Origin of the sequence: Sulfolobus islandicus Y.N.15.51 (assembly GCF_000022485.1) — an archaeon.
Classification (GTDB): Archaea; Thermoproteota; Thermoprotei_A; order Sulfolobales; family Sulfolobaceae; genus Saccharolobus; species Saccharolobus islandicus.
Window position 1 is genome coordinate 360,091 of record NC_012623.1, and the last position, 24,578, is coordinate 384,668.

General features: G+C 37.9%; 14 protein-coding genes and 2 pseudogenes. 7 read left to right on the forward strand and 9 right to left on the reverse strand.

The annotated features are described in order from the left end of the window. Window positions 1–103 precede the first annotated feature (103 nt). On the forward strand, window positions 104–1,258 hold the full coding sequence (locus YN1551_RS01950) for a 3-hydroxyacyl-CoA dehydrogenase (RefSeq protein WP_012714380.1): 1,155 nt from the start codon (window positions 104–106) through the stop codon (window positions 1,256–1,258). A 113-nt stretch (window positions 1,259–1,371) separates the two neighbouring features. On the opposite strand, the gene YN1551_RS01955 is transcribed toward YN1551_RS01950, so the two are convergent. From YN1551_RS01955 to YN1551_RS01980, 6 genes are all read right to left on the reverse strand, one after another. Continuing rightward, window positions 1,372–2,631 carry a mandelate racemase/muconate lactonizing enzyme family protein gene (locus YN1551_RS01955; RefSeq protein ID WP_012712299.1) on the reverse strand — a complete coding sequence of 420 codons (1,260 nt, stop codon included), beginning with the start codon at window positions 2,629–2,631 and terminating at the stop codon, window positions 1,372–1,374. A gap of 45 nt (window positions 2,632–2,676) precedes the next feature. Next, on the reverse strand, window positions 2,677–4,284 hold the full coding sequence (gene thsA, locus YN1551_RS01960) for a thermosome subunit alpha (protein ID WP_012714378.1): 1,608 nt from the start codon (window positions 4,282–4,284) through the stop codon (window positions 2,677–2,679). Window positions 4,285–4,385: 101 nt separating this feature from the next. Then, entirely contained in the window at window positions 4,386–5,825 is a 1,440-nt protein-coding gene (locus YN1551_RS01965) for a glycosyltransferase (protein WP_012717095.1), read from the reverse strand. A 174-nt stretch (window positions 5,826–5,999) separates the two neighbouring features. After that, window positions 6,000–7,100 (reverse strand): glucose 1-dehydrogenase, encoded by a 1,101-nt coding sequence (locus YN1551_RS01970; protein WP_012714376.1) that lies wholly within the window; start codon window positions 7,098–7,100, stop codon window positions 6,000–6,002. Between the two features lie 272 nt (window positions 7,101–7,372). Next, window positions 7,373–8,272, reverse strand: coding sequence for an SDR family oxidoreductase (locus YN1551_RS01975; protein WP_012714375.1), 900 nt, complete (start codon window positions 8,270–8,272; stop codon window positions 7,373–7,375). Next, window positions 8,273–11,242 carry an alpha-mannosidase gene (locus YN1551_RS01980; protein ID WP_012716645.1) on the reverse strand — a complete coding sequence of 990 codons (2,970 nt, stop codon included), beginning with the start codon at window positions 11,240–11,242 and terminating at the stop codon, window positions 8,273–8,275. Between YN1551_RS01980 and YN1551_RS01985 the strand changes: the two genes are divergently transcribed. Both YN1551_RS01985 and YN1551_RS01990 read left to right on the forward strand, forming a co-directional pair. Next, window positions 11,229–13,013, forward strand: coding sequence for a glycoside hydrolase 5 family protein (locus YN1551_RS01985; protein WP_012716644.1), 1,785 nt, complete (start codon window positions 11,229–11,231; stop codon window positions 13,011–13,013). The two genes, YN1551_RS01980 and YN1551_RS01985, sit on opposite strands and share 14 nt — an antisense overlap. 37 nt (window positions 13,014–13,050) lie before the next feature. Beyond that, entirely contained in the window at window positions 13,051–14,286 is a 1,236-nt protein-coding gene (locus tag YN1551_RS01990) for a Gfo/Idh/MocA family protein (RefSeq protein WP_012717096.1), read from the forward strand. Window positions 14,287–14,461: 175 nt separating this feature from the next. Here YN1551_RS01990 and YN1551_RS01995 read toward each other — a convergent pair. Continuing rightward, window positions 14,462–14,743 (reverse strand): annotated as a pseudogene (locus tag YN1551_RS01995) (IS5/IS1182 family transposase); the annotation flags it as partial. A 42-nt stretch (window positions 14,744–14,785) separates the two neighbouring features. On the opposite strand from YN1551_RS01995, the gene YN1551_RS02000 reads away from it, so the two are divergent. Then, window positions 14,786–16,030, forward strand: coding sequence for an IS256-like element ISC1332 family transposase (locus YN1551_RS02000; RefSeq protein WP_012715675.1), 1,245 nt, complete (start codon window positions 14,786–14,788; stop codon window positions 16,028–16,030). Window positions 16,031–16,067: 37 nt separating this feature from the next. Here YN1551_RS02000 and YN1551_RS02005 read toward each other — a convergent pair. Then, window positions 16,068–16,724: pseudogene (locus YN1551_RS02005) on the reverse strand (IS5-like element ISC1290 family transposase); the annotation flags it as partial. Between the two features lie 518 nt (window positions 16,725–17,242). Here YN1551_RS02005 and YN1551_RS02010 point away from each other — a divergent pair. The 3 genes from YN1551_RS02010 to YN1551_RS02020 all read left to right on the forward strand — a co-directional run bounded on the left by YN1551_RS02010 (window position 17,243) and on the right by YN1551_RS02020 (window position 22,006). Next, window positions 17,243–19,414 carry a xanthine dehydrogenase family protein molybdopterin-binding subunit gene (locus YN1551_RS02010; RefSeq protein WP_012716643.1) on the forward strand — a complete coding sequence of 724 codons (2,172 nt, stop codon included), beginning with the start codon at window positions 17,243–17,245 and terminating at the stop codon, window positions 19,412–19,414. 78 nt (window positions 19,415–19,492) lie between these two features. Further along, a complete protein-coding gene (locus YN1551_RS02015) occupies window positions 19,493–20,626 on the forward strand; it encodes an MFS transporter (RefSeq protein WP_012716642.1) in 1,134 nt (377 codons plus the stop codon). A gap of 285 nt (window positions 20,627–20,911) precedes the next feature. After that, entirely contained in the window at window positions 20,912–22,006 is a 1,095-nt protein-coding gene (locus YN1551_RS02020) for a Gfo/Idh/MocA family protein (RefSeq protein ID WP_012714369.1), read from the forward strand. On the opposite strand, the gene YN1551_RS02025 is transcribed toward YN1551_RS02020, so the two are convergent. Beyond that, window positions 21,981–24,572 (reverse strand): ABC transporter transmembrane domain-containing protein, encoded by a 2,592-nt coding sequence (locus YN1551_RS02025; protein ID WP_012716641.1) that lies wholly within the window; start codon window positions 24,570–24,572, stop codon window positions 21,981–21,983. The two genes, YN1551_RS02020 and YN1551_RS02025, sit on opposite strands and share 26 nt — an antisense overlap. Window positions 24,573–24,578: the final 6 nt, after the last annotated feature.

Below are 24,578 nucleotides of genomic sequence, written 5' to 3' on the forward strand. Positions count from 1 at the left end.
ATGTTCAGTATATATATGCTTTACGCCTAATCGTAAATGTATATATTTATTAATGATGGAATAAAGCTTCACTTTAAATTCTTAAAATTATTATATATCACTCATGACTATAAAAAAGATAGGCGTGGTTGGAGCGGGTACCATGGGTCATGGAATTGCTGAGGTTTCTGCACTTGCCAACTACAAGGTCAGCGTAGTGGATATATCGTGGGATTTCCTAAATAGGGCAAAGGAGAGGATAATGGAGTCATTAAACAGATTTTATGAAAAGGGGCAAATAAAGGAAAGACCAGAGGACGTAATGAAAAGAATAGAATTCTCGACGTCTTATGATATAATGCGAGATGCTGATTTCATTATAGAGGCAGTGCCAGAGATTATAGAGCTTAAAAGAAAGGTGTTTGAGACTTTAGATAATATAACCCCTTCCCACGCGTTTCTAGCCTCGAATACTTCATCAATCCCGATATCGACTATAGCTGAAGTCACTAAGAGGAAGGAGAAAGTTATCGGAATGCACTTCTTTAATCCTCCACCAATTATGAAGCTCGTAGAGGTAGTTCCTAGTAAGTACACCTCAGATGAGACCATTAACGTTACAATAGATTTGGTGAAGAAAATGAACAAAATCCCAGTTAGACTTAAGGTTGAAGTTCCCGGTTTTGTTAGCAATAGGATATTTTTGAGGCTAATGCAAGAGGCTTGCAGGGAAGTTGAGAGTGGTGAAGCGAGTATTGAGGAAGTTGATAGTACTGCTAGGAATAAGCTTAAATTACCAATGGGCATTTTCGAGCTATCGGATTATGTGGGATTGGATGTTGCAGTTGATTTATGGAATGTGATAGTAAATAGCGGAACTGCTGAAGATGTTAAGTGTGAGATGTATAAGAGGAAGTATGAGGCTAAAGAATTGGGCGTTAAGACTGGAAGAGGATTCTATAATTATCCTGCAGCTGGTAAGTATAAAAAAGTTGATTTACCAATTAGTAGTAAGGTTGATCCGGCTAGATTAATATCTTTAGCAGTAAATGAGGGGGCACGGCTCATACAAAATGGTATAGTAAGTGCTAAGGATATTGATACTGTAATGATTTATGGCTTTAATTTCCCCAAGGGTTTAATGCAAATGGCTGATGAACTAGGTATAAAGAACATTTACAATCATCTAGTCGATATCTATTCGAAAGGATATAGGGCGTATAGGCCAAATAGTTTAATAGAGGAATTAGCTAAAAGTAGCAAGGGTTTCTACGACTAAAAAACCCTTTATTCTTTCTTTATATAAAACTTTATCAGTAATTTATAATTACATTTTCAAAAAATAACTTGAAGTTATATCTAGGTTTATGAGTTAGGAAGTTCATACATATTTTATAAATTATAATCTGGCCAGTATTTCCTCATAACCTCATCATCTAAATCAACACCTAATCCTGGATCCTCGGTAAGCTTAATTACACCATCCCCTATAATCCTTCTCTTAGGTTTAACTATCTCATTCCAGAAAGGCACATCATGACCGTGAAATTCCACGAAACCGAAAGTGTTTGCAATCGACCCTACATGAGCGTGAGCCATAGTACCTATTGGTGAAGCAATATTATGAGGAGAATATTCTATATCGTACATCGCAGCTAATTCAGCTATTCTTCTTCCCTCAGTTATCCCGCCAGCCTTAACTATATCTGGAGCCCATACTCTTGTTCCAGTATTCAGTAAGTCCTTGAACTGGTATACTGTATAAAGATTCTCACCAGTTTCTATTGGAACTGAGCACTGAGATGTCAACAACTTCAATTCGTCGTAATTGGGAACAGCCATTATTGCAGGTGTTGGATCCTCTAGCCATCTTAGCCTATATGGTTCTAATGACTTACAAATCCTAATAGCAGTGTTTAAATTATATCTCCAATGCAAATCGAACATTATTTCGACTTCATTGCCAACGGATTCCCTAACAGCCTTAACTATTTCTGCCATGTAGTCGATGTCTTTAAGGGATAAATCCCCATTTCTCACTCTCCTTAAATCTATATAAGGTGTAGGAACGTCTAGGTCAAATTTCATGGCTTTATAACCCTCGTTCTTCATCTTCAAAGCTCTCTTAGCGTAAGCCTCAGGGGAGTAGTCCTCATTCCACTTTTCCATTGACAACCTACCATGAACTGGATTATTGGTTGTGAGCAACCTACTTGTCTCCACTTCAGCTTCCTTTATCCAAGGTAAGTTAACTGGTAAGTGTAAAGCGTTAATCGCTTCTAATCCTTTCCCTCCATGAGCGTCAACATATACTGGTATTTCCGTCTTATCCCCTCCTAACAATTTGTATATTGGTACATTTAGGAATTTTCCAATAATATCGTATAATGCTATATTAATGGCTGAGATCAGATGATACACAGTAGTCCCGGAGTATAGTGCGGCATATCTCAGTTTCTCAACTATCCTATTAATTTTAAACGCATCTTCGCCAATTAGTAATTGTCTAAACTCGCTTTCCATTCCTTTTAAACCCGGTGCTGGACCAGCCTCACCAGTACCATACAAGTCCTTGGAGTAGATTCTCACGAAAGCCCATTCGAAATTGGCCTGAGCTACGAAAACTTTGAAATCAGTGATTTTTAGTTCCATAAAGTAATAAAGAAAACCTAAATAAAATAATCATATCTTAACCTTTTAACCTAAGTATGGATTTGGTTGTTGTGGTTGGGGTTGTTGCTTTGCAGGTGCTGCAGCTATCATATCATCGATCTTTAAAATCGCAGTAGCAGCTTCCGTGGCGCTCTTTAAAACTTGCTCCTTAACCTTTAGGGAATCAATTACTTTAAGCTCGAACATGTTATCGTAAATTCTGGCCTTAACTATGTCAATCCCAGCATTCTTTAATCCGTTTGCGTGTTTATGCCTTATTTCGGTTAACGCACTTATGGGATCCATGCCAGCAGTTTCTGATAGTATTGAAACGTACTCCTCCAAAGCATCTGCAAATGCATTAAATGCCAATTGCTCTTTCCCGGGAACCTTTCTAGCGTTCTCCCTTAACCTCTTAGCCAACTCCTCCTCTACAGCACCGCCGCCAGCCACAATATAGGGTTCTAGTAACAAGTTTCTTATGGAGTTAAAAGCGTCATTTAAACTCCTTTCTGCTTCATCAGTTACCATGTTATTCGAGCCCTTTATGATTACAGTCACCGCTTTAGCTTTATCAGATTGAATGAAGAGGTATTTGTTCTTTCCTAAATTTCTAACCTCCACTAATTTAGCTTCTCCTAAATCACTCTCATTAGCGTCTTTCATGCTACTTGCAATTTTCGCACCAGTAGCTCTACTCAGTAACTCTATGTCGCTCCTCTTTACGTTCTTTAACGCTATTATCCCACTTTTTCCCATTAAATATGAAGCGACTTCATCAATGTCCTTCTGTGTAATAAACAATTTAACGCCCATAGCCTTTATCTTATCCACCATTTGCTTAACATATGCTGTTTGTTCATCCAAGTATCCCTTTATCTGAGTGGGGTCACTTATTCCCAGCTTCATACTAATTTCTGTTTTTTCAAGTTTTAATGGAAAGTCAGCTAACATTACCTTAACGTTTTCCAATCTTCTCGGCATATTCTCATTAGTTGGTTCCTTATCTACAACGATTCCATTTACAAGCTCACTATCGTCAAATTCCCCACCATTAACTTTTACAATCTTTATATTCTTAATATCCAGATCATAGGTTCCATCTCTTTTATCCAATACCGCCAATGAAGCTTCAATAACTAGATTTATTATCTTCTCTAGAGTGTGTTCCGTCGAGAAGAACTTACTTGATAGAGTAGTATATACTAGATCATGAATTATCTTCCTATCCTCTGGACTAATCTTATCTGCAATATTTTTTAGCAAGTCTAATGACGAATTTAGAGCCTTCCTATAACCTTCTATTATGGCAGTTGGATGGATCTTCTGATTCAGTAAATCCTCAGCTTTTTCTAATAGTAACCCGGCAAGAACAACTACTGAAGTTGTCCCATCTCCTACCTCGGTATCAACAGTTTTAGCGGTTTCAATAAGTAATTTTGCAGTAGGATGCTGCACTTCCATGTTTTTGACTATTGTTGCACCGTCATTAGTTATTGTAACGTCTTGTCCTTCCACCAACATTTTGTCTAAACCCTTAGGACCTAGGCTTGACTTTAGCATTTCCAGTAATATTTTGGCTACAGTTATGTTGTTTAGTATTACCTCGTTTCCAGTAGATCTTTGCGTTCCTTCTCTTAATAAATAGGCCATGTTTTCTTTCACTCCGACTCTACTATGTTTAGAAAAGTATAAAGTTTGTGTTTTATCTAAGGATCTGAACAGTAGAATAAAAATAGTGTCAAGTTAAAATCTCAGCTACGACCAGACCACTTCTTTTGCCTCCATATTGTCATGAGAGCAAATATATCAGCGAAGAACATTAATGGAAATGCCAATAAACCTAAAGCAAATCCCCTTATTCTTCTTGTGTATAGCAGGATAGACACAATCATTACAATGCTAACTATTGTTGACACTTCACCCACAAATGTATGAAAAACATAGAAGTAGTGAAATAGAACCATTTCTGTACTCAGTTTATTACCATAAATCAACATAATCCCACTTGGATTGAAGTGATGCGGAAAAAAATGGCTAAATTTATGGAAAATTGGCGTGGGATCTATATCAAATAAATTATCAATTCTGTATACTATTACATTCTCTATGAACTTAGTAGGGTTTGTGATTATTGCTCTTACAATGAAATCCCAATGCTTAGCTACATGTGATAAAATTATTTCAGTATATAAGCTATAACTTAGTAACGTAAGTAAAGGTAATGCGTACCAGTATAATACTGTAAACATGTAAAAGAAACCCTTTTTAAAGATAGTACCATCACCTATTTCCTTAATCAAGAAGAAATTATTTGATCTATACCATCTAACCATTTGCTTTAGTAAACCGCTAATCGTATCTGGAGCTTTAGTCTTGACTACTACATCCTTAGTTACAGTTGCCTTATATCCATTTGAATAGATATAATTGGTTATCTGCCTGTCATCCCCTAAAATTGTGGAGAACCTCCATAATTTAACACTATTAAATTCCTCAGATTCGATCAGCGGCCTTATTACGTCAGTTCTTACTAGTATACATTGGCCGTTGAGTGATACTATACTGCCGAATCTACCTAACGCCCTATAACTTATTTCCCTCAACCTTTGCATCATCTCGGAGACATGATAAGCTATTATATTTTTACCTGGCAATACCGAAATCTCTGGGCTAACAGCAACTATATCCCCTATTAATTTAGAGGATAAGAGATCAACTGAATCATCTGGAAGTATTGTATCACTATCTAAAAGTAAAACATATGGGGTTTTAACGTATTTGAATCCTTCTCTTATTGCCCTCCTCTTACCCATATTCTTATCTAGTTTAATGAACAAACCTCCCTTCGTCCTTACTATACTTTTATATGGTTCATCACAGCCATCCCCTACAACAATAAATTTCAAATCTTGCTTTTTAACAGAATCTATAACTTCTTTAAACACATCCACGTCTTCCTTATAAACGGGAATCAATACGGTAATTTCACTTCTTTTTATACTGGCTTGAGATGACTTAGGCCTATACGTAAATGCTAGAGGTAAGGTAAAGGAAATGTACAGAATAGTAAGAATAGATATCAAGGTAGAGACTAAAAGATAAAATGTAATGTCAAGTCTCATATAAGTCCGAGTATAAACTATTAACCCATCAATATAAAAGATTTTCACTAATTTTTCATTTATACTCACTATAACTCTCCCTTATGTTATATCTTGCTTGAATATAAATACTGAATTTATATCGAACCAAAAACACCATAAAACCTCAAAATCTAATTCAAGTACTGTCATATTAGATATACCATAAGTGGAACCTATCTACACTCAAAAGTTCTGATATAAAAAACTTAGACTTTTATTGTATTATTCCCATAATATTCTTATCTTAATTTCTCCACGTTCCTTTTCCTTTAGCACCTTAAGTAATTCCTTTTCATCATTTATACTCACAGTCTTAGTGACTAACATCTTAGAAGTCTTAGGATACAAAGTCTTCCAAGAGGCTAAATGAACTACAGCTTGCTGAAAGTGGGGCTTCTGACCGTTTACCAAACCTATTATCGTCTTATTTGCATGTACTATTTCTTGTAATGTCTTATAGTCAAGTGGAACTGAACCGGAAGTTGAGAATCCAAAGAGACCTAAAACTCCATTCCTTCCTAACAATGGAATAACATTACTTAATATATTTACATCGGCCCCAGTAGCGTCTATAATCACATCGAACTTACCTACAGATTCTTTCAATTTATCGTATCCATTGGCTGAGTTATAGAAGTTAGTCTTGGTTTCCTCTATGACAGTTTGCTCAACTTCAGTTGGTTCTCTTCTATTTGATACCCAGACTTCTAATCCATAAGTTCTGAAAAGCAGAGTAAATAGTATGCCAATTGGCCCTGTACCTACAACTAAAACCTTTCTACAATTCAAAGTCCCATCATCACACGTCCATACTGGAACCCTCTTCTGAACTTCCAATATTTCCTCAATGGATTTCTCGATGTCAGCTAATGGTTGAGCTAAAATTCCAATATCTTCTATTGACTTGGGAATTCTAACCAAATACTTAGGATCATCGTACCACCATTCCCTCATAAACCCATCCATTTTGTGTATTCCAGCCTCTCCAAATTCACCTGTTTCGCAAAAGTCTGGTCTTCCTACCAAACAATTTCTACAAATACCGCATCCTCTCCTATTAACTGGCATTACCAGATCTCCTTGAGAAAAACCGTAATAAGACTCTTCTACAACGCCTATTGCCTCATGACCTAACACTAAGAAATCCTTTCCCTTAGGTAGAGTTGATAATGTTAACTTGCCATTAACTATCTCTCTATCAGTACCGCAAATACCGTTATAGATAGTTCTTATCCTTAGTTTCCCGTAACTATCCAATTTCTTTTCATCGACGTCCTTGATCTGCACTCCTGCATTTGGGGGTTTCACTATTATAGCTTTCATTAAAAGCTATGTTAAGGTGGGAAAGATATAAACTTTATGCCTAATATAACTTAAAAATTTTAAACCTACGTAAATTTCTAAGATAGTATCCTCAAAATCATTACCTTTTCCTCAGCTAGATAAGGACCCTCTTATTAACCTCTTATTAATCGGAATTGCATTCATAAGAAATAGAGAGGATTAGAGAACCTATCACATATGAAGTATTTTTAATGGTCAAGAGGATTTATTTAGCTCTAAGGCATTTAGCCTCATTGTATGGTAAACATAGTTCACAATAGCTTTAAGAACTCATCTAATTTACTTTTTATATTTTCCTTATTATCTGCTTTTCTAATTTTTTCAATTAATTTTCTAATCTGATATGAGAACTCTACGTCATTAAATAGCATAGTTAAGGAGTCTTGAATAACGTTCTCATCAATATATATCATTTTAACTGTCATCCCTCCATCTATTGTGAAATTCACACCGCTAATCCATGAAGCATCGTCAGACACTAAAAATGCAACTAATGAGGCTACATCTTCAGGCTTTCCAACTCTTTTAGTCAGATGTTGTCCATGATCCAAACTAGATAGATATGACTCTCTAGGAGGGACTTGCCAACTACTAGTATCAATCCACCCTGGACTTATGGAAACCACCCTTATATTGTACTTACTTAGACTAACAGCCAAGGAGTGGGTTAATGCAATTATACCACCCTTAGAGGCTGAATAAGGCTCAGTGTTCGGTTCCGATTGGAAAGCCCTAGTTGATGCTACGTTTACGATAACCCCACCAGTATTCTTCATATACTTCACTACGTATTTGGAACAAAGCCAGACTCCGGTCAAATTTGTCTCAATCACTCTCCTCCATTCATGCAAAGTTTGTTCTTCTATACTCTTTCCACTAAATCCTATACCAGCGTTATTAACAAGGGCATCAATCCTCCCATATCTATCATAGACCCTTTCAACCATATTTGAGACGTCCATTTCCGACGAAACATCAGTCTTAATGAAAAAGGAATCTATTCCCTCACTCCTAAAATGGTTCTCCCTATACTTGCCAGCGTTTTCGTCTATGTCAGCAATAACTACTGCATACCCTTGCTTCCCCAACCTATAACCTATTGCTGCACCTATTCCCTTAGCCCCTCCAGTAACTATACTTACCTTTTTCATTTAACCCCTCACACTTATTGTGAGGATATCCCTATTCTTATATTTTACCTTAATCCTATTACCATCTGTTCTAATGTCCCTCGAAATCTCATTCAGCTCTAGCAAGTCAAGACTCCTAGCTTCAATCACATTAAAAGGTAGTTCAACAACAGCTTCTCCTCTGGTATTCTCGTATTCGTAAAGCCTTAATATAATGCTATTACTATCGCCCTCAGCAACTTTCACAGCCTCTAAAATCAACTTATCGCTAACCCTAATGAAGCTCTCACTTTTAACCTCACTAATTCCCCCAACTACTCTCAATGGTACGTTTAGCTCATAAGCCCTCTTAACCACCTCAGCCCTCTTCCAATCACCAACGTGGGGATATAACGAATAAACGAAAGTGATTTCCTCTAGATCAGTAGAGGGATCTGGATATATTGGAGTTTTAGTCAAACTCAAACCGACTGAAGAACCTCTCAACGTTGCCCCATACTTTCCGTTATTAAGCAATGCAACGCCATAATCGCTCTCAGAGAAGTCAACAAATTTTTGGATTGGAACTTCAAACCTAGCCTTATCCCAGCTAGTATTAGTCCATGTGAACCTCTCAACAACTCCAAAGGGAATATCGGAAACTGCCCTCTCCACGTTTAGGTCAAATTTAAACCAACTCTTTATTAATACTTCCCTATCCTTCATCTTCAATGTAGTTATGAAGTCAATCCTTCTACTATCAGCGTAAACACGGATGATTTGAATAATTTCTGATCTCCTAAATTTATAGGAAAATTTAATTGAAGCTACAATACCATCATTATTGACTATCTCTGATGAAGAGGCCTTAATTTCAAAATGAGTCTCCTCAAATCCCTTCTCAATATCCCACGCATCTGCCCACCCTGGAATATTCTCATACGCGACTAGTAGGTTACCCCTATCCTTTAAAACCTCCCTATTAGCTTCCTTATCGAATATTGACAGAAGCTGTCCAATTTTACTTACCCTTATCCTATAGTATTTGTTCTCAATAAGATACTCATCTTTGTTTTCACTAACTGTGACTTTATCCCTAACTTCAAGAGGTTCCAACAACGAGAAGCCTACTGATGGAACCTTAACCTTAACTAATTTGCCATTAACCTCCACGAACTCCTCCCTATCCCATGATAGTGAATTAAACACAAATGTCTTATCGCCATTACCGCCAACTAGCTTCTGCATTGCCTCATATGCAATATTATTAGCCCTATTTATCACATCTTCTAATTCTTGATAAGCTACCTTGTAAACGTCTTTTATAGCTGATCCCGGCAAAACGTCATGAAATTGATCCTTTAATACTACCTTCCATAATTTGATAAATACTTCTTTATCATAAGTCCTAGCCAAAGTGCTCCATAGCTCAGCTTCCCTTAACGCGATTTCTGCCATCCTATTAAGCAATTTCATTTTTGAATGTGATGTTAATACACCCCTGTGGGTTTCTAAATATAATTCCCCTCTCCATTCTTCCACTGGAACTATCCTTTGTATATAATCATTTACACCACTTAATTCAACCTTAGGTAATATAGGTAAAAGGTTAATTGCCTCGGCTCTAATTAACATATCCTCGTTTGGTCCTCCTCCTCCATCACCGTATCCATAAGAATATAGGATTGGTTGATCCTTTTGAGCCCAGTTATTGTACTGTTCTAATACGCTTGAAGCTGAAAAGTCAGAATTATATCCTCCCTTTCCGTGGCCAAAGGTAACTGCAGGTAATCGATCACCATTTGGCCCTACCCATTGGAAAACATTGAATGGAAATGCGTTGGTATCGTTCCAAAAGACTTTATGAGTTGCGAAAGCCTTTACTCCACCCAATTTGGCTATCTGAGGCAATGATGCTGAAAATCCAAAGGTATCTGGCAACCATAAAATATTGGCAATTCTTCCGAAGTTCTCTAGATAGAACCTCTGAGAGTACAAGAACTGCCTAGCCAACGATTCGCCTGAGACCATATTTGCATCCGATTCAACGTATAGTGCTGCTAACTCCCACTTCCCTTCCTTAACCTTTTCCTTTATCCTTTCAAATAGTTCTGGAGAATCTGCCTTTATCCACTCATAATATATTGCAGCGCTTTGAATGAAGTGAAAGTCGTACTTATCTAAGAGTGTTAAAATAGTTGAAAACGTTCTTAAAACTTTCCTTCTAGTCTCATCAAATGGCCACAGCCATGCAGTGTCGATATGGGCATGACCAGTACCCACTAACTCCCCTCTTTTGCCGTACTTGCCAACTAATCTCGATAATTCACTCTTCAAAACGTTCAAAGCCCTTTCGTATTTACCCCTATTCTCATCTTCCTTGTATATGTCAAGGGGATCATCAATCTCTTGAATCATTCTACTTACATCCAATGTCGTTCTTATCAGCTTTGATAGAACGAATAGTTGCTCTTTTGAGATTGACTCAAAATATGCCTCACGCAAAGCCTTACTTAAGGAATTACTCAAATCGTCCTTAACTTCATTGTCATTTATACTTCTTATCAGGTCTAGAATCTGAGATCCGTATATGTAAAGCCTATAGGCGTTAGAGTCTATCTCAGTATAAAACGGAATTCCAGGTGAAATGTCGACTTTTTCACCAAAGTCCATGTAGTTTGAAAGTTCTAAGCTAATCTTATGACTACCAAAGGGAATAGGTATTAACGTGTGATATCTATCTAACTCGAAATACGGTTTTCCATTTAGTCTAATAAGTCCACTTCCCTTGTGGTCAACGATTACCAAATATGAATTTCCCTTGCCCTCAACCTCTAGGTAAGCCTTATTGTGATTTTCAAGATTCCATCTTAATTGCCTTAAATTTCTAAAGGAGTTACCGAGTATTAAGATCAGTCTCGCTTCAAGCTCGTTAACGCTTCTCATAAATATACTTCTTGCATAGAAGTATATAAATATGAAATTATGATTCTTAAATATGAAAAAGTTCATCTTAGGCTTCAACTATTGGCCTAGGATATCAAATATAAAGATGTGGAGTAGGTTTGAAATTGAAGAAATTAAAAGAGATTTCGAATTAATGAGTGAACTAGGGATAAACACTATTAGGGCATTCGTATTGGATGAGGATTGCGCAGATCAACTAGGTAATCTGAAACATGAATGTAAAGGTAAAATTGGGAGATTTCTTGAAGAGGCGGAAAGGCATTCCATAAAAGTTCTATTAACCTTAATTGTAGGTCATATGAGTGGAAAGAACTGGGGTATCCCATGGGATATTGATAATACAATTTACGACAAGATTGAACAAACGAAGAGGTTTGTAGGAGATGTTGTGAATAGTTTTAAGCAAAGTAAGGCAATAATGGGATGGATACTAACAAACGAGATATCATTAGTGAGAGTACCACAAAATGACGATGTGTTCTTGAGATGGCTTAAGGAATTGTATAGTTACATTAAGGGAATTGATGACCAACACGTAGTCTCGGTTGGAGATAACGTTTCTCCATTTTCCCACAATTTCTTAAGACCAGAAAACGTTAAGGGAATTGTCGATTATGCCTCTCCACATATTTATTTGTACGATCAAGATCCAGTTAGACATTCATTTCAATACTTCATGACCTTGGAATACGATCAAAGTTCCAGATTGCCGGTAATTCTAGAGGAGTTTGGATTTCCTACTTCATTGTACTCTGAGGAAAGTCACGCTAAGTTTATAGGATTAATACTGAGGGGAGCGTTAGTTTACGGTGCTGATGGTGCATTGATATGGTGTTTTTCTGACTTCCCGAGGGAGGGTGATGAACCATATCTATGGGAACCTCACGAATTAACCTTTGGAGTGATAAGACAAGATGGAAGTGAGAAGATTGCTGCAAAAGTGGTAAAGGATTTCAGTAGCAAAATAAAGGATATTGAGCTATCATCTTATAAAGTGCCTAAAAGGGATTCAGCAATACTAGTACCCTCGTGGTTTTATAGGAACTTCCAATTCGTTTACGAGCAAAACAAGAGATGGGATTTCGCTAGGGTATTGAATCAAGCGTTTACGTTCGCTAGACTATCCAACATTCAAGTTACATTTGCAAGAGAGGAGGATGAAAATTTATCAAGTTATAAATTATTAATAATACCCTCCGTTACTAGACTACTTACAACGACGTGGAGGAAATTATTAAAGGTAGTTGAAAATGGTAGTACTATCTACTTCTCAACCTATACTCTAACGCATCTGTCTGCAACACACTTATGGGAGGAACTTTTTGGAGTAATCCCCAGCAATTACGCAGGGAGTAAGGGAGTTAAGGTCCCAGAAAGAATAAGATTAGATAATAATATATACGAGTTGGGACAATCTAATTTATACACCTATTCATTTAAAGAAAAAGATGCTAAAGTAATAGGAGTAGATGATAACAACAATGGTGTAATTTTCATTGCTAAAAGAGGAAAGGGCAACGCTATCCTCTCCACAATACCTCTAGAGTTAATATCCTCAAACAACGAGATAATGGATAAACGCCACTTATCACTTTATAATTATATTGGGAGAGTAGCCAATATAGAACAGAGCTTTCCAAAACAAGACTTTGGTGTTGAAATACAGTACCTTGAAGGAAAAGGAGAGAGCTTAATAGCGGTTTTAAACCACACATGGGAGGATAAGGAATATGAACTTAACGTGAAAGTTAAAGAGGATATGGACTCATGCCAAGGAGTAGTTAGAGCTAAGTCGGGCTGTCTAATGAGAGTTTAACCTATATATTTTTTAATTATTGTTACAAACTTATTTTATGGCTTTAGGTATCGCGTTTTTAGGAAGCGGGTTTTCAGCTAGGTTTCATCTAAGGGGATTAGTGGGAGTTAGAAATGTAGAAGTTAAGGGAGTTTATTCTAGAAATCTAAACTCTTCTAAAGAATTTGCTGGATTATCCGAACAACTGGGATTAGGGAAACCTAAAGTGTATGACGATATTAGTAAAATGCTATCAGATAAGGAGATTAATGCAGTATGGCTAACTGTCCCCAATGATGCACATTTAGAATACACGAAATTAATTAGCGAAGAGGTCTCACAAGGGAGATCTAACGTAAATGGAATAGCCGTAGAAAAACCCTTAGCTAGAAATGTGAAGGAAGCTAAGGAGATGATCAGATTGGTGGAGAAGGCTGGTCTACTGCACGGATACTTGGAGAATCAGATCTTCATGCCTTCTGTGGTAAGGGCTAAGGAGGCTATCTGGGAGATGGGGGCGAGGAATTCCGGAAGACCATACTTGGCAAGAGCAGCTGAAGAGCACTCTGGCCCTCATAATAGCTGGTTTTGGAAACCAACTATTTCTGGTGGAGGGGCATTAATAGATATGACTTGTCACAGTTTGGAGGCAACTAGATTTTTACTAACTGACCCTTCAAAGGATAAATCCTCACTTAAGCCGAAACACGTGTACGCTGTGATAGAAACGTTAAAGTGGAATAAGGAAGAGTATGCTAGGCATTTAAAAGAAAGGCATAACGTGGACTTCGTGAAGGAACCAGCTGAGGATTACGCATTAACTGTTATAACTTATGAGGACGATATAGGGAATTTAATAATGGCTGAGACCAGGACTTCGTGGAACTTCGTTGGAGCTGGGCTTAGATTATCGGTTGAGGTGTTAGGGCCGGAATACAGTGTTAACATTAATACTCTACAATCGGAACTATCAACGTTCTTCAGTAGAAACATTAAACTTCCACCATCTGAAACTTTTGTCGAAAAGCAAAATGCAGACCAAGGATTAATGCCAATTATATCGGATGAGGCGGTAACTTACGGGTATCAAGGAGAGGATAGGCATATGGTTGAGTCTTTCCTATCCCGTAAAATGCCATTAGAAAATTGGTATGACGGATTATTAATAGTCCAACTTATGATGCACGCTTACCTTTCAGCTGAGAATGGGAGGAAGATTAGTTTCGATCCACAGCAAGTAGAGGACTTCATACCCAAGGTAGCTAGAGAGAGTGTCCCAAGCGCAAATAATTGAATAAATATAGTATGATAGAAAAACAATTTTATAATTAATTAAGAATAAAATATAATTATATCTTTCAGTATAACGAGAGATTAAGCTTATATTGTAATGGAAAATAATCAAGTATAGAGAAAAACAGAATTTTCAACATAGTCCACACTACCTTGATCAACTCTCGCGGTACAAGTTAGTGGGCGAGTTGACTCTCCGGAACACGCGATAACACAGAAGTGTAGATGTAGGAGTTGTAAATCAACGCGATAACGTAGACAAAGAGCTCGACCATACCCTTTTCAGTAGCGTAAGGCCTCCAATACCTCCTCAAGAAGATCCCAAAGAACTCCACATACCTCCTGAAACTAGAGAAACCTATCAACCAGGTCGAGGACTTCCCCACGAAGCCCCTATCCACTACCTTATAACCGCTGCGAGAGAAGCCAACCTTATTGTCCGGAAAATTGGCCAGCTCGGGGCTACCAGTTATAGTTGTGGTAGCAAAAGGTGAAAAATAATGACAAAAAGTAAAAATAACCCCGGAAGGGGTAATACCATAAGGGAGAGTAATACCATGAAGGTAATGGAAGAAATAAGAGAAAAGATAAGAAAGGCAATCAAAGAAGGAGTTAGCCTAAGGGAAATAGAGGAGATAATCTTGCAAGAGGCCATGATGGAAGAGAGGGAAGCCTACCTGGAAGTTGAGGACGACCACAAGAACGGGACCTACTTCAGATATCTGGGAACCGGAGACGGAGTATTAAGACTCAGAGTACCGAGAACCAGAAAGGGTGGCTTCAGACCTAAGATCCTTCCGGAGAAGTACGAGAGGACCAGCCCAGATTACGAGGACTTCCTCCAGCAGCTCGTTCTATCAGGCATGACTCCAAGTCAAGTCAAGGCCGTGTTAGCAGCCAAGGGAATACCGTATAGTGAGATCGTAATGAATCGGGTTGCCGAGAGAATATCCAACAAACTCAAGGAATACAAGAGCCGCGAACTACCTCACGATCTCCTAGCCCTTTACATCGATGTGAAGATCGTAAAGGTCAGAATCAGCGAGTCGATCATGGAGAGAGCCATTTACATTGCCATAGGAGTTGACTTAGAAGGGAATAAGTTCGTCTTGGACTACGAAGTTAGGGATAGGGAGGACTTGGACGGTTGGAAGTCCTTCTTGAGCGGACTCGTAAGCAGGGGAGTCAGCAGGGTTGACGTAATCGTGAGCGATGACTTCTCTGGACTCGATCGCGTCGTGTCCACGCTCTTTCCCTCCTCTCAACACCAGCTCTGTATAACACACATGGTTAGGAACCTCATGAGGGTCCTCCCAGACAAGGAGAAGGAGGAACTAATGATTAGAGTTAGGGATCTAAAGTCCTCCAGGAACGTGGAGGAGGGAAGGAAGGCTATATTGTCCCTCAGCCAACTTGTCCAACCCTTTTCTCCAGCCCGAGCCAAGAGGCTTCTTGACGCTGCTGACAAGTATTGTTCCTTTCTCAACTTCCCCAGGGAGATTAGACACTACCTCTACACTAATAACACGTCGGAGAGTTTCAACTCGACCCTGGCTAGGTTCGAGGAGGAGCTCGGAGGTTACTTTCCCTCTCTTCGCTCCTTGGAGGTCTATCTCTACGTTTCGATCCATGAAAGTAATTCGCGTTGGAAGTTCAGGCCCATGTCGGTGATAAGGCATTACTCATATCATCTCAAACAACTCCACGCTTCAAGGTTCCAGGTGAGTCTTGATGAAGACTTTTAACCTTCTGCTTACATATTTTCTCACACAACTATACCCAGTAGCCCCCCAGCTCCACTTGAATCTCGTGAACTATCATTGTTGGCGACATGAGGTTGAAGACCTTGAAGCCGAAGTAACTCCTGTTCCTCTTCTTTGTAAACTCTCCCTTGAACCTCCTCCTCACTTTGCACTTAATGTAAAAGAAGAGCGTGTTAGCCGCCTCCCTGTACTTCCTCTGCCTTAGGTCTAGCTCAAACTTCTTCTTCAATGTTTCCTTGTTCCTCTTCCCGAAGGGTACCTCGATTAGGAAGGAATCCACGATCCACAGCTTTCCAACCTTTCCGTATAACGCACTGCTAGGTAAGTAGTCAGCAAGTCTACTCATCTTCCCCTCCAACTCCTTGGCGTACTCCTTGAACAGAGTCTTTACCTCTCCCCTAAATTTCTTTGCCCTCCTATGGATCTCCGACTTAGACTTGTACTCGCCTAGGAACCACCTTACCACCACGTCTGACTCGTAGTAGCTCCGCACGTCCCTGTAGGAGCACGTCCACACAATCATAACTATTAACGCTCTCAATATGAAGAGGTCAGAGAGACGCGACAGCACTTCAGACGTGATCAGCATGTAGTTCATTTTCACAAGTGTTTTATGCCTTGCTGATAAATGTTCATAGGGGACCGGGCCGTTGTAGTATTCTATCCAATGCTTCATGTGAATCGGTACTACATCGTCCCGGTTCCCTTTAAGTATTACGCGACTTTTTGCTTCAAGCGAAAATTCAAAATTTCTCAGTAATTCACGATATCTTTTGAATTATTATCTATAAACCTTTACATAGATTTATTCAATTATTTGCACTTGGGACACTCTCTAGAGGATTATATTCCACCATTTAAAAATAATACATTTAATAGTATAACTGATAAGTTTAGAGTTTCTATACTATAATTATAGAATATGTACTTTTTACTTAGTATGATGAAAGTAAAGTTTTTAAGCATAGATTTTCAATATATAGCCATGGGATAGGGCCAGGGCAAATGGGGTAATAAAAGGGGGTTATGGGGATTTAATGGGGAGTTGCCCTGGCCTCCCTTTCAAGAGATAAGGTTTAAACTCTTTTGAATAGGTTAATATAGTTATCCTTTACTTGTTAAGTTTACCAAGAGATGTATTACGAAAAGACCGTCGTAATAAAGTTTTTATTAACAAAGAACATATCTTAAACCATGCCAAGAGAAATAGGAAGACCCGTTAGGAGGATAATAGAAGATCCCTCTTTAATTACAGGGAAAGGCAGATTTGTGTACGACATTGACTTTAAGGGTACACTTTACGCAGTATTTATAAGAAGCCAGTACGCGCATGCAAAGATAAAGAGTATAAGATGCCCAGAAGGTGCATTATGCTACACTGCTAAAGATTTACCAGATCTCATCGGATTAGCTAAAGAAGAGGCACTTTATCAAGGGCAACCATTAGCAGTTGTTTTAGCTGAAGATGAATACAAGGCTAGGGATTTGGCTGAACAAGTAGAAGTGGAATACGAACCATTACTTGCAGTTATTGACGTTGAGGAAGCGTTGAAAAACGTTAATAAAGCTAAAAGCGACTTGAGCTCAAATATTGTTCTAGAGGATAATGTAGAGATAGGAGATGTAGATTCTGCATTTAAAAACGCTTATAAGGTAGTTGAAGCTGAGGTCATAAACCAAAGAGTGATTCCATCAGCAATGGAACCTAGAGGTGCTGTAGCCTACTTTGATGGAAGAAGGCTAACGGTATGGAGCAGTACACAGAATGTATTTGGATTAAAGGATACTCTTATACAACTCTTATCAAAATATGGAGTAAATGACGTTAGGGTAGTTCAGCCATTTGTTGGAGGAGCATTTGGTAGTAAAATCTATATTTATCCCGAAGAAGCTCTAATATCCTATTTGGCAGTTCTTACTGGGAAGCCTATAAAGTGGTTTAATACTAGGACTGAAGAGTTTATGTCGACAAATCATGGAAGGGACATGAGGTTAAAGTTTAAGGCTGCCTTTGATAAGGAGGGAAAATTGTTAGGAATAGAAGGAACTCTGATCATGGATTTAGGTGCTCCAATAAGGGAGATTTATGAAGATTCCTTTGGAATGGCCACTACGGCAGCTAGATTATTGGTAGGTAGATACAAGGTTAATGCCCTAAAGGTTAAGGTACTAGGTGTTGCTACTAATAAGACGTTTATAGGTCCATATAGGGGTGCTGGTAGACCTGAGGCTACATACTTCGTAGAGAGGATTCTGAACCTTGGAGCTAGGGCTTTAGGTGTTGATCAATTTGAAATTAGGGAAGTTAATATAATTGATGAGGTAAGTCACTATAATACTCCGACTGGAATGTACTATGACAGTGGAAAATACAGGGAGACATTAAAAATCGCTAAACCGTTTTATCATGAGCTATTAAGGAAACGTGACGAGTTAAGGGCTAAGGGTAAGTTAGCTGGAGTGGGAGTAGCTATTGTATCAGAGATAGCGTCCTTCGGGACTGGCACTGCTAGAGTACAACTTACACCCAATGGTAGGATTCAAGTCGTGAGTGGGTTTACTCCACATGGGCAAGGAGATGCCACTGCATTTGCACAAATAGCAGCTGAGATATTTGATGTTGATGTAAGCCAAATTGATGTATTATGGGGAGATACAGACTTGATATCCCATGGTAGTTTAACGGGTGGCAGTACAACTTTAACAGTTGGAGGTTCGGCAGTGTATGAAGCCTCAATAAGATTAAAAGAGAAGTTGCTTAGAGTTGTAGGTGAAAAGTTAGGTGTAAGGCCAGAGGAAATAGAGTATAGGAATGGAAAGTTCTACCATAAAAAGGGTGAAATGAGTTTAGCTGATACCGCTAGAGAAGCACTGCGTATGGGAGTATATCCAGAGGAGGAATACTCTTACACAATTAGACCTTATACCTCACCATATGGAATACACATAGCACTAGTAGAGGTAGATAGGGAGACTGGATTTGTGAAAGTGTTAGAGTACAAGGCAATTGACGATGTGGGAGTTGTTGTAAATCCGCTTTTAGCTGAGGGACAAGTTCATGGAGGTGCTCTTCAAGGTATTTCCCAAGCACTATATGAGGAAACTGTTTACTCGACAGAGGGCTCATTAATAACTTCCAACTTCTCCGATTACGTTATTCCCACTGCTATGGAAGCTGTTAAAGTGGAGTGGAAGTCTCTAGCACTGGCTAAATCAGACACCCCATTAGGGTCTAAGGGGATTGGAGAGCTGCCAGCCATTGCTGCAACTCCAACAATTCTACATGCCGTAGAAGACGCCATAGGTAAAAACATCTATATAATGCCAACTAAACCGGAATTAATTTTAAAACTTTTAAATAGCTAATCATTATATGTTTTTTCAAAAAATTTTAAAGGGAATAACTTTAAAAGATTAAACTATTAATCTCCATTATGACCTCTATTGAAGCCATTGAGACTCTATTCACTTCTTAACAATTTGGCTATTAGTCTCGTAAATCCCTTCGTATCGTTCTTTACTGCATCGTATGGAATAACGGGTGCTTTATTGGCAATAGTATCCTCTGCCAATACTGCATTCCCTGGAATAATCCAATATGTATTAGCAAATTTGTACATAAAAGCCAAAAAGTTAATTGCAATTGGAAGTTTATTTGGGGGTTTACTGTGGATATTAATAGGAGTTTACGCAATATACAATGAGTATTTCGTATTGGTTTACTCGATTATAAGTGCTTGTCTGGGTGCTGCGAACTTCGGTTGGTTACTGATTTTGGATAAAATAAGTACAACCCATAGAGGAAGAACACTAGCATATTATAACTTTTACGCCTCAATAGGTGGTTTAATAGCTACATTAATAACTGGATTTATCGTAGGTAATAATTTAGACTTAATGCGGTACTTTTTTATCATTTCTGGTTTAATATATGCTTTTAACGCTTACGTAATCTATAATTCAGATGTTGATGCGGAGTTTGCAAGAGGTAATGGTATAAAACTGTTTTCATCAAATCTTGAAGTAAGAAAATTCATCTTGACAAACTTTATCTTTACATTTGTATGGTCAATGGCATGGCCGATTTTTCCATTGGCACAAGTGTATAAGTTCCATATGAACGAATTTCAAGTAGCTGTAATTAACGTTACAGGAGGAACATCCACCCTAGCATTACAGAGGCTCGTGGGTAGATTAGTTGATAGGCATAGAAAATTCGTTATGTTCTTTGGAAGATTTGCCTTAGCAACTTTCCCACTAGCTTATGCATTTTCCACCACACCTTATGAGATATATATTGCTAATCTAGTTTCTGGATTTACGAACTCCGCCTCAATCTCTTATACTGCGTTCCTATTTGACCACTCTGACTATTACGAAAAGAGGATTAATATAGCTCTATACAACATGTTTAACGGAATTGCCGCACTTTTAGGTTCAACAATTTCAAGTTTAATGTTCAATCTTATTTCAGAATGGTTCAGTTTAGCAGTTGGCATAAATATCATGCTAATTGGAATAGGAATAATGAGAATGTTAATGTCACTATTGTATCTGAAAATAAAAGAGGTTTTCTAAACATAACCAGTCTCTCATTATAGAAAATACCGATTTCTCTTTATTCTATTTACCAAATTACGGGTTTATTTAAGTACTGACTCTCATCAGCTCTGAGGGATGAAGTTCATCTCACTCTTTCATCATACTAATTAAGGATCTCAGCTTTCATAGAACTAGAGGAGCTTTAATTCTCCAAGCTCAATCAAGTGTATTTTCAGGTGAGTTGAGATAGCAAGATATGAAAGCAGTCCTTTTTATTTTACATAACGCTCGTCAAATAAAGTTTTTAAATCTAATAATTAAATGTTAGATATGAAATTAGGAATTGTAGGGCTAGGAGGATGGGTAACTACTGGCCATCTTCCAGCACTAACTGACTTGGGGATAAAAGTGGACTACTGCGCGGACATAGATGAAAAAAGAGTGAAAGATTTCTCTCAAAAAACAGGGTGTAAAGGTTATTTAGATTACAAGGAAATGCTAAGAAATGAAAATCCAGACCTCGTTTTAGTAGCAGTACCCCACAGCCTTCACGCAACCATAGCATTAGATGCCATAAATAGTGACGCAAATGTTTACGTGGAAAAGCCAATGGCTACTTCATTTCAAGAGGCTTTAACACTAGTGGAGGCTTCGAGAAAAAGAAATAAGGTATTAGTTGTAGGCCATGAAAATAGGTTTAACCCAGCGATGTTAATTGCTAAGAAATTGATAAGAAGTGGTGAAGTAGGTAAAATATACCATATGAGAGGATTTTATATAAGGCAAAGAGGAATACCTACCTCACCGACATTCATTAAGAAGGACTTAGCTAAAGGTGGTGCAGTATTTGACATAGGTACACATATCGTAGATTTATTACTTTTCCTCTCAGACTTCCCAATGCCTAAAAGTGTTACGGGTAAAACATATAGCGCTTTCTCTAATGACAAGACTAAGTTCTCAGTTTATCCCTCACCTAATCTGCCTAACTTTAAGGTTGAGGTTGAGGATTTTGGTTCAGCCTTTTTAAATTTAGGGGACGAAATATCAGCCTACATGGAGGTGAGTTGGGCTTCATATATAAAGGAGAATAAAATGGAAGTAGTAGTTTTAGGAAATAAGGGTGGAATACATATAGATAATGGAATGTTAAATTTTATGAGGAATATTGCGGATGAACTCTTCCTCAGTACACCTTCAACTCAACAACAAAGAGGAAGCGTATATAGAGAGGTGTGGAGAACCGTCATGGATTCCATTTCAAAGGGAATCCCGGAGTACCCATTATGTTCAGCGGAACAAGGTGCTATAGGAGTAGCCATACTAGAAAGTATATACAAATCGGCTTTAGAAGGGAGAGAGGTGAAAATAGATATCCCTCAATGGCTTCTTAAACAGTCTCAACCAGTATCTTAAAGCTCTTCCTATCTATCTTATCCAGATCAATTTCGTAAAGATTATCGTTTTTATCAATCAAAACTACTTTAGAATCTAGGACAACTACGTTCCTCCTTCCAATCGTGTAGACCTTTATTGGACCTTTATTAGTTTCCACGTCCCATTCCAATTGATCACCCTTTATGTTAATCTCGTTTATTTTCCTCACTTGGAATATTAAATTATTATAAGCTAATGCGTTCTCTAATACTTTACGAGATTTTTCGTCCAATTTAGTATAATCATCTATCAAGAATATCTCCTTACCACTCTCGTCATAAAGACCTATAAACGTTGGTTTAGTTATTGGAAATAACATTTTTGGCACTAAAACCCGGTACACCTTCCCTTGATAAATAACATCTACGGTACTTCTCCTAACAGATTGATCTATCTTCACATTATGAATATCAATAAGGTTTACAATAATTTTCTCCTCTTTGCTATTTTGTTTCATTCTGGCGAAGACATTTTCCTCGTTAATCTGTTCCTTAAACATTTTATAGAATTCCCCTTTCTTATTTAGTAACTCAATTGGCTTTCCTTCCTCCACTACTTTACCATTACTTAAGACTATAACCTTATCTGAGTTCATAACCTCATGCACATTATGCGTTATCATTATTACCGTCTTACCTTTAGAGACATCCATCATTGTTTCGTAAACCTCTCTTTCACTTGTAACGTCCAAATTAGAAGTTGCTTCATCAAATATCAACACATCTGGATTCTTTATAATTGCCCTCGCAATACTTAACCTCTGTCTCTGTCCTCCTGATAAATACGTTCCCCTTTCCCCTAAAATTGTATCATAAGCGAACGGTAACTTAACTATCTCATCGTGGATTTTGGCAATCTTACATGCTCTAATTACGTCAACCTCACTTAGATTATCTGTACCATATACAACGTTATATCCTACCGTGGTATCAAATAATACGACGTCTTGAGGTACATACGCCACTTTCCTTCTTAGATAATTTAAATCTATTTCTCTAATATCTATGCCATCAATGAGAATTCTACCCTCATTAACGTCATAGAATCTCAGAAGCAGTTTAGCTATCGTACTCTTCCCTGAACCGCTTTTGCCAACAATTGCTACTTTTTCCCCAGGCTTTATTTCAATATTAATATCCTTAACTACGGGGAAGTGCGGATCATAACCGAAGTAAACATGTTCGAAACGTATCTCAGCAGGCATATTAGGTCTCTTAGGGTTTTCCGGATTTGTTATTTGAGGTTTAACTTCTAACACTTCCCTAATCCTCTCTGCAGATGTTAAAGACTGTTGTATAAATGGCAAAACGTTACTTAAGTTATTGATTGGTCCGTAAAACTGGGAAACGTAAGCTATAAACGCTGTTATCACACCTATTTCTATAATACCAGAGATTACCTCATGTCCTCCTACCCACCATATTAATACAGTTGAGAGATTAACTACGAATCCCATTAAAGGCCAGTATACTGAGTTCATCTTATTAATCGCAATACTGGATTCATAAAGCTTATTTAACATTTCCCTTAGCCTTTTGGACTCATATTCCTCTTTGGAAAAGGATCTAACTACGAGGAAGTTAGGTATTGTATCATTTATCCTAGAGGTAATATCTGCACTTCTCCTCCAATTTCGATGGTAGAGCCTATGGGACTTTCTTCTATATGAGATGATCAGGTATATTATTGCGGGTACTGGGATTAATATGAAAGCTGCTAACGTAGGATTTAATGTAAATAAAATCACTCCTATTCCAATTATTGTAAATAAGTTGGTAACAAGTGTCGGCAATCCCCAAACCAATAGCCAATTTGTATTTCCTGCATCAGTCGTAAGTCTAGAGAGTATCCTACTAGGAGATATTCTCTCTATGAATGAATAATCGTGGTTAATCGCATGTTTGTACAGTATTTCCCTTAAATCGTTTATTATTCTGGAACCTAGATTGTTTAGTGTTCTATTCTGAATAGAAGATAATAAAGCAAGTGCCGAATATGATGCTATTAAATACACTATAATGTTGATGAAGAGCGTGGAAGGGTGAGAGGGCGATAATAATACGCTATCAATTAATATTTTAAGTAAGTATGGAGGAACTAGATTAAGGCCAGTTGTTATTAAGGAAAGAGTAGCGCCAAATATCATTGTCTTCCTATATCTAGAAGCAATGTTCCAAAGCCACCTTAGTGTGCCTACACCAACTCTTACACCCTCCTCACTCTTCTCATCCTTTACTTCTATCTGCTCACCCTTATTAAACGCATCAATAACCTTCTTGAATAATTCCTCTTTTCTCTTGGTGAAATAAGCAATCTCAATTTCCTTACCGTCTGAAGTAAAGCCTATTAGTTTATCCACGCTTATACCTGTCTCCAAGGAAAGTTTTATTACATTATCCACACTGAATACCTCCTTATCGCCATCAAAAACTGACACCCTATTACCATCAATTTTAACTAACTCTTCTCTCAAATTCAATTCCCTATCCAAATCGGTCTTAACTTCAGCCTTAAACTTCGAAGTCACTATAGATGCTCTCTTCACGAATAG

Bases quoted from the DNA above. Each gene is read 5' to 3' on its own strand.
- YN1551_RS01950 (WP_012714380.1), top strand. From the start codon at position 104: ATGACTATAAAAAAGATAGGCGTGGTTGGAGCGGGTACCATGGGTCAT.
- YN1551_RS01955 (WP_012712299.1), bottom strand. From the start codon at position 2,631: ATGGAACTAAAAATCACTGATTTCAAAGTTTTCGTAGCTCAGGCCAAT.
- thsA (WP_012714378.1), bottom strand. From the start codon at position 4,284: ATGGCCTATTTATTAAGAGAAGGAACGCAAAGATCTACTGGAAACGAG.
- YN1551_RS01970 (WP_012714376.1), bottom strand. From the start codon at position 7,100: ATGAAAGCTATAATAGTGAAACCCCCAAATGCAGGAGTGCAGATCAAG.
- YN1551_RS01975 (WP_012714375.1), bottom strand. From the start codon at position 8,272: ATGAAAAAGGTAAGTATAGTTACTGGAGGGGCTAAGGGAATAGGTGCA.
- YN1551_RS01985 (WP_012716644.1), top strand. From the start codon at position 11,229: ATGAAAAAGTTCATCTTAGGCTTCAACTATTGGCCTAGGATATCAAAT.
- YN1551_RS01980 (WP_012716645.1), bottom strand. From the start codon at position 11,242: ATGAACTTTTTCATATTTAAGAATCATAATTTCATATTTATATACTTC.
- YN1551_RS01990 (WP_012717096.1), top strand. From the start codon at position 13,051: ATGGCTTTAGGTATCGCGTTTTTAGGAAGCGGGTTTTCAGCTAGGTTT.
- YN1551_RS02000 (WP_012715675.1), top strand. From the start codon at position 14,786: ATGACAAAAAGTAAAAATAACCCCGGAAGGGGTAATACCATAAGGGAG.
- YN1551_RS02010 (WP_012716643.1), top strand. From the start codon at position 17,243: ATGCCAAGAGAAATAGGAAGACCCGTTAGGAGGATAATAGAAGATCCC.
- YN1551_RS02020 (WP_012714369.1), top strand. From the start codon at position 20,912: ATGTTAGATATGAAATTAGGAATTGTAGGGCTAGGAGGATGGGTAACT.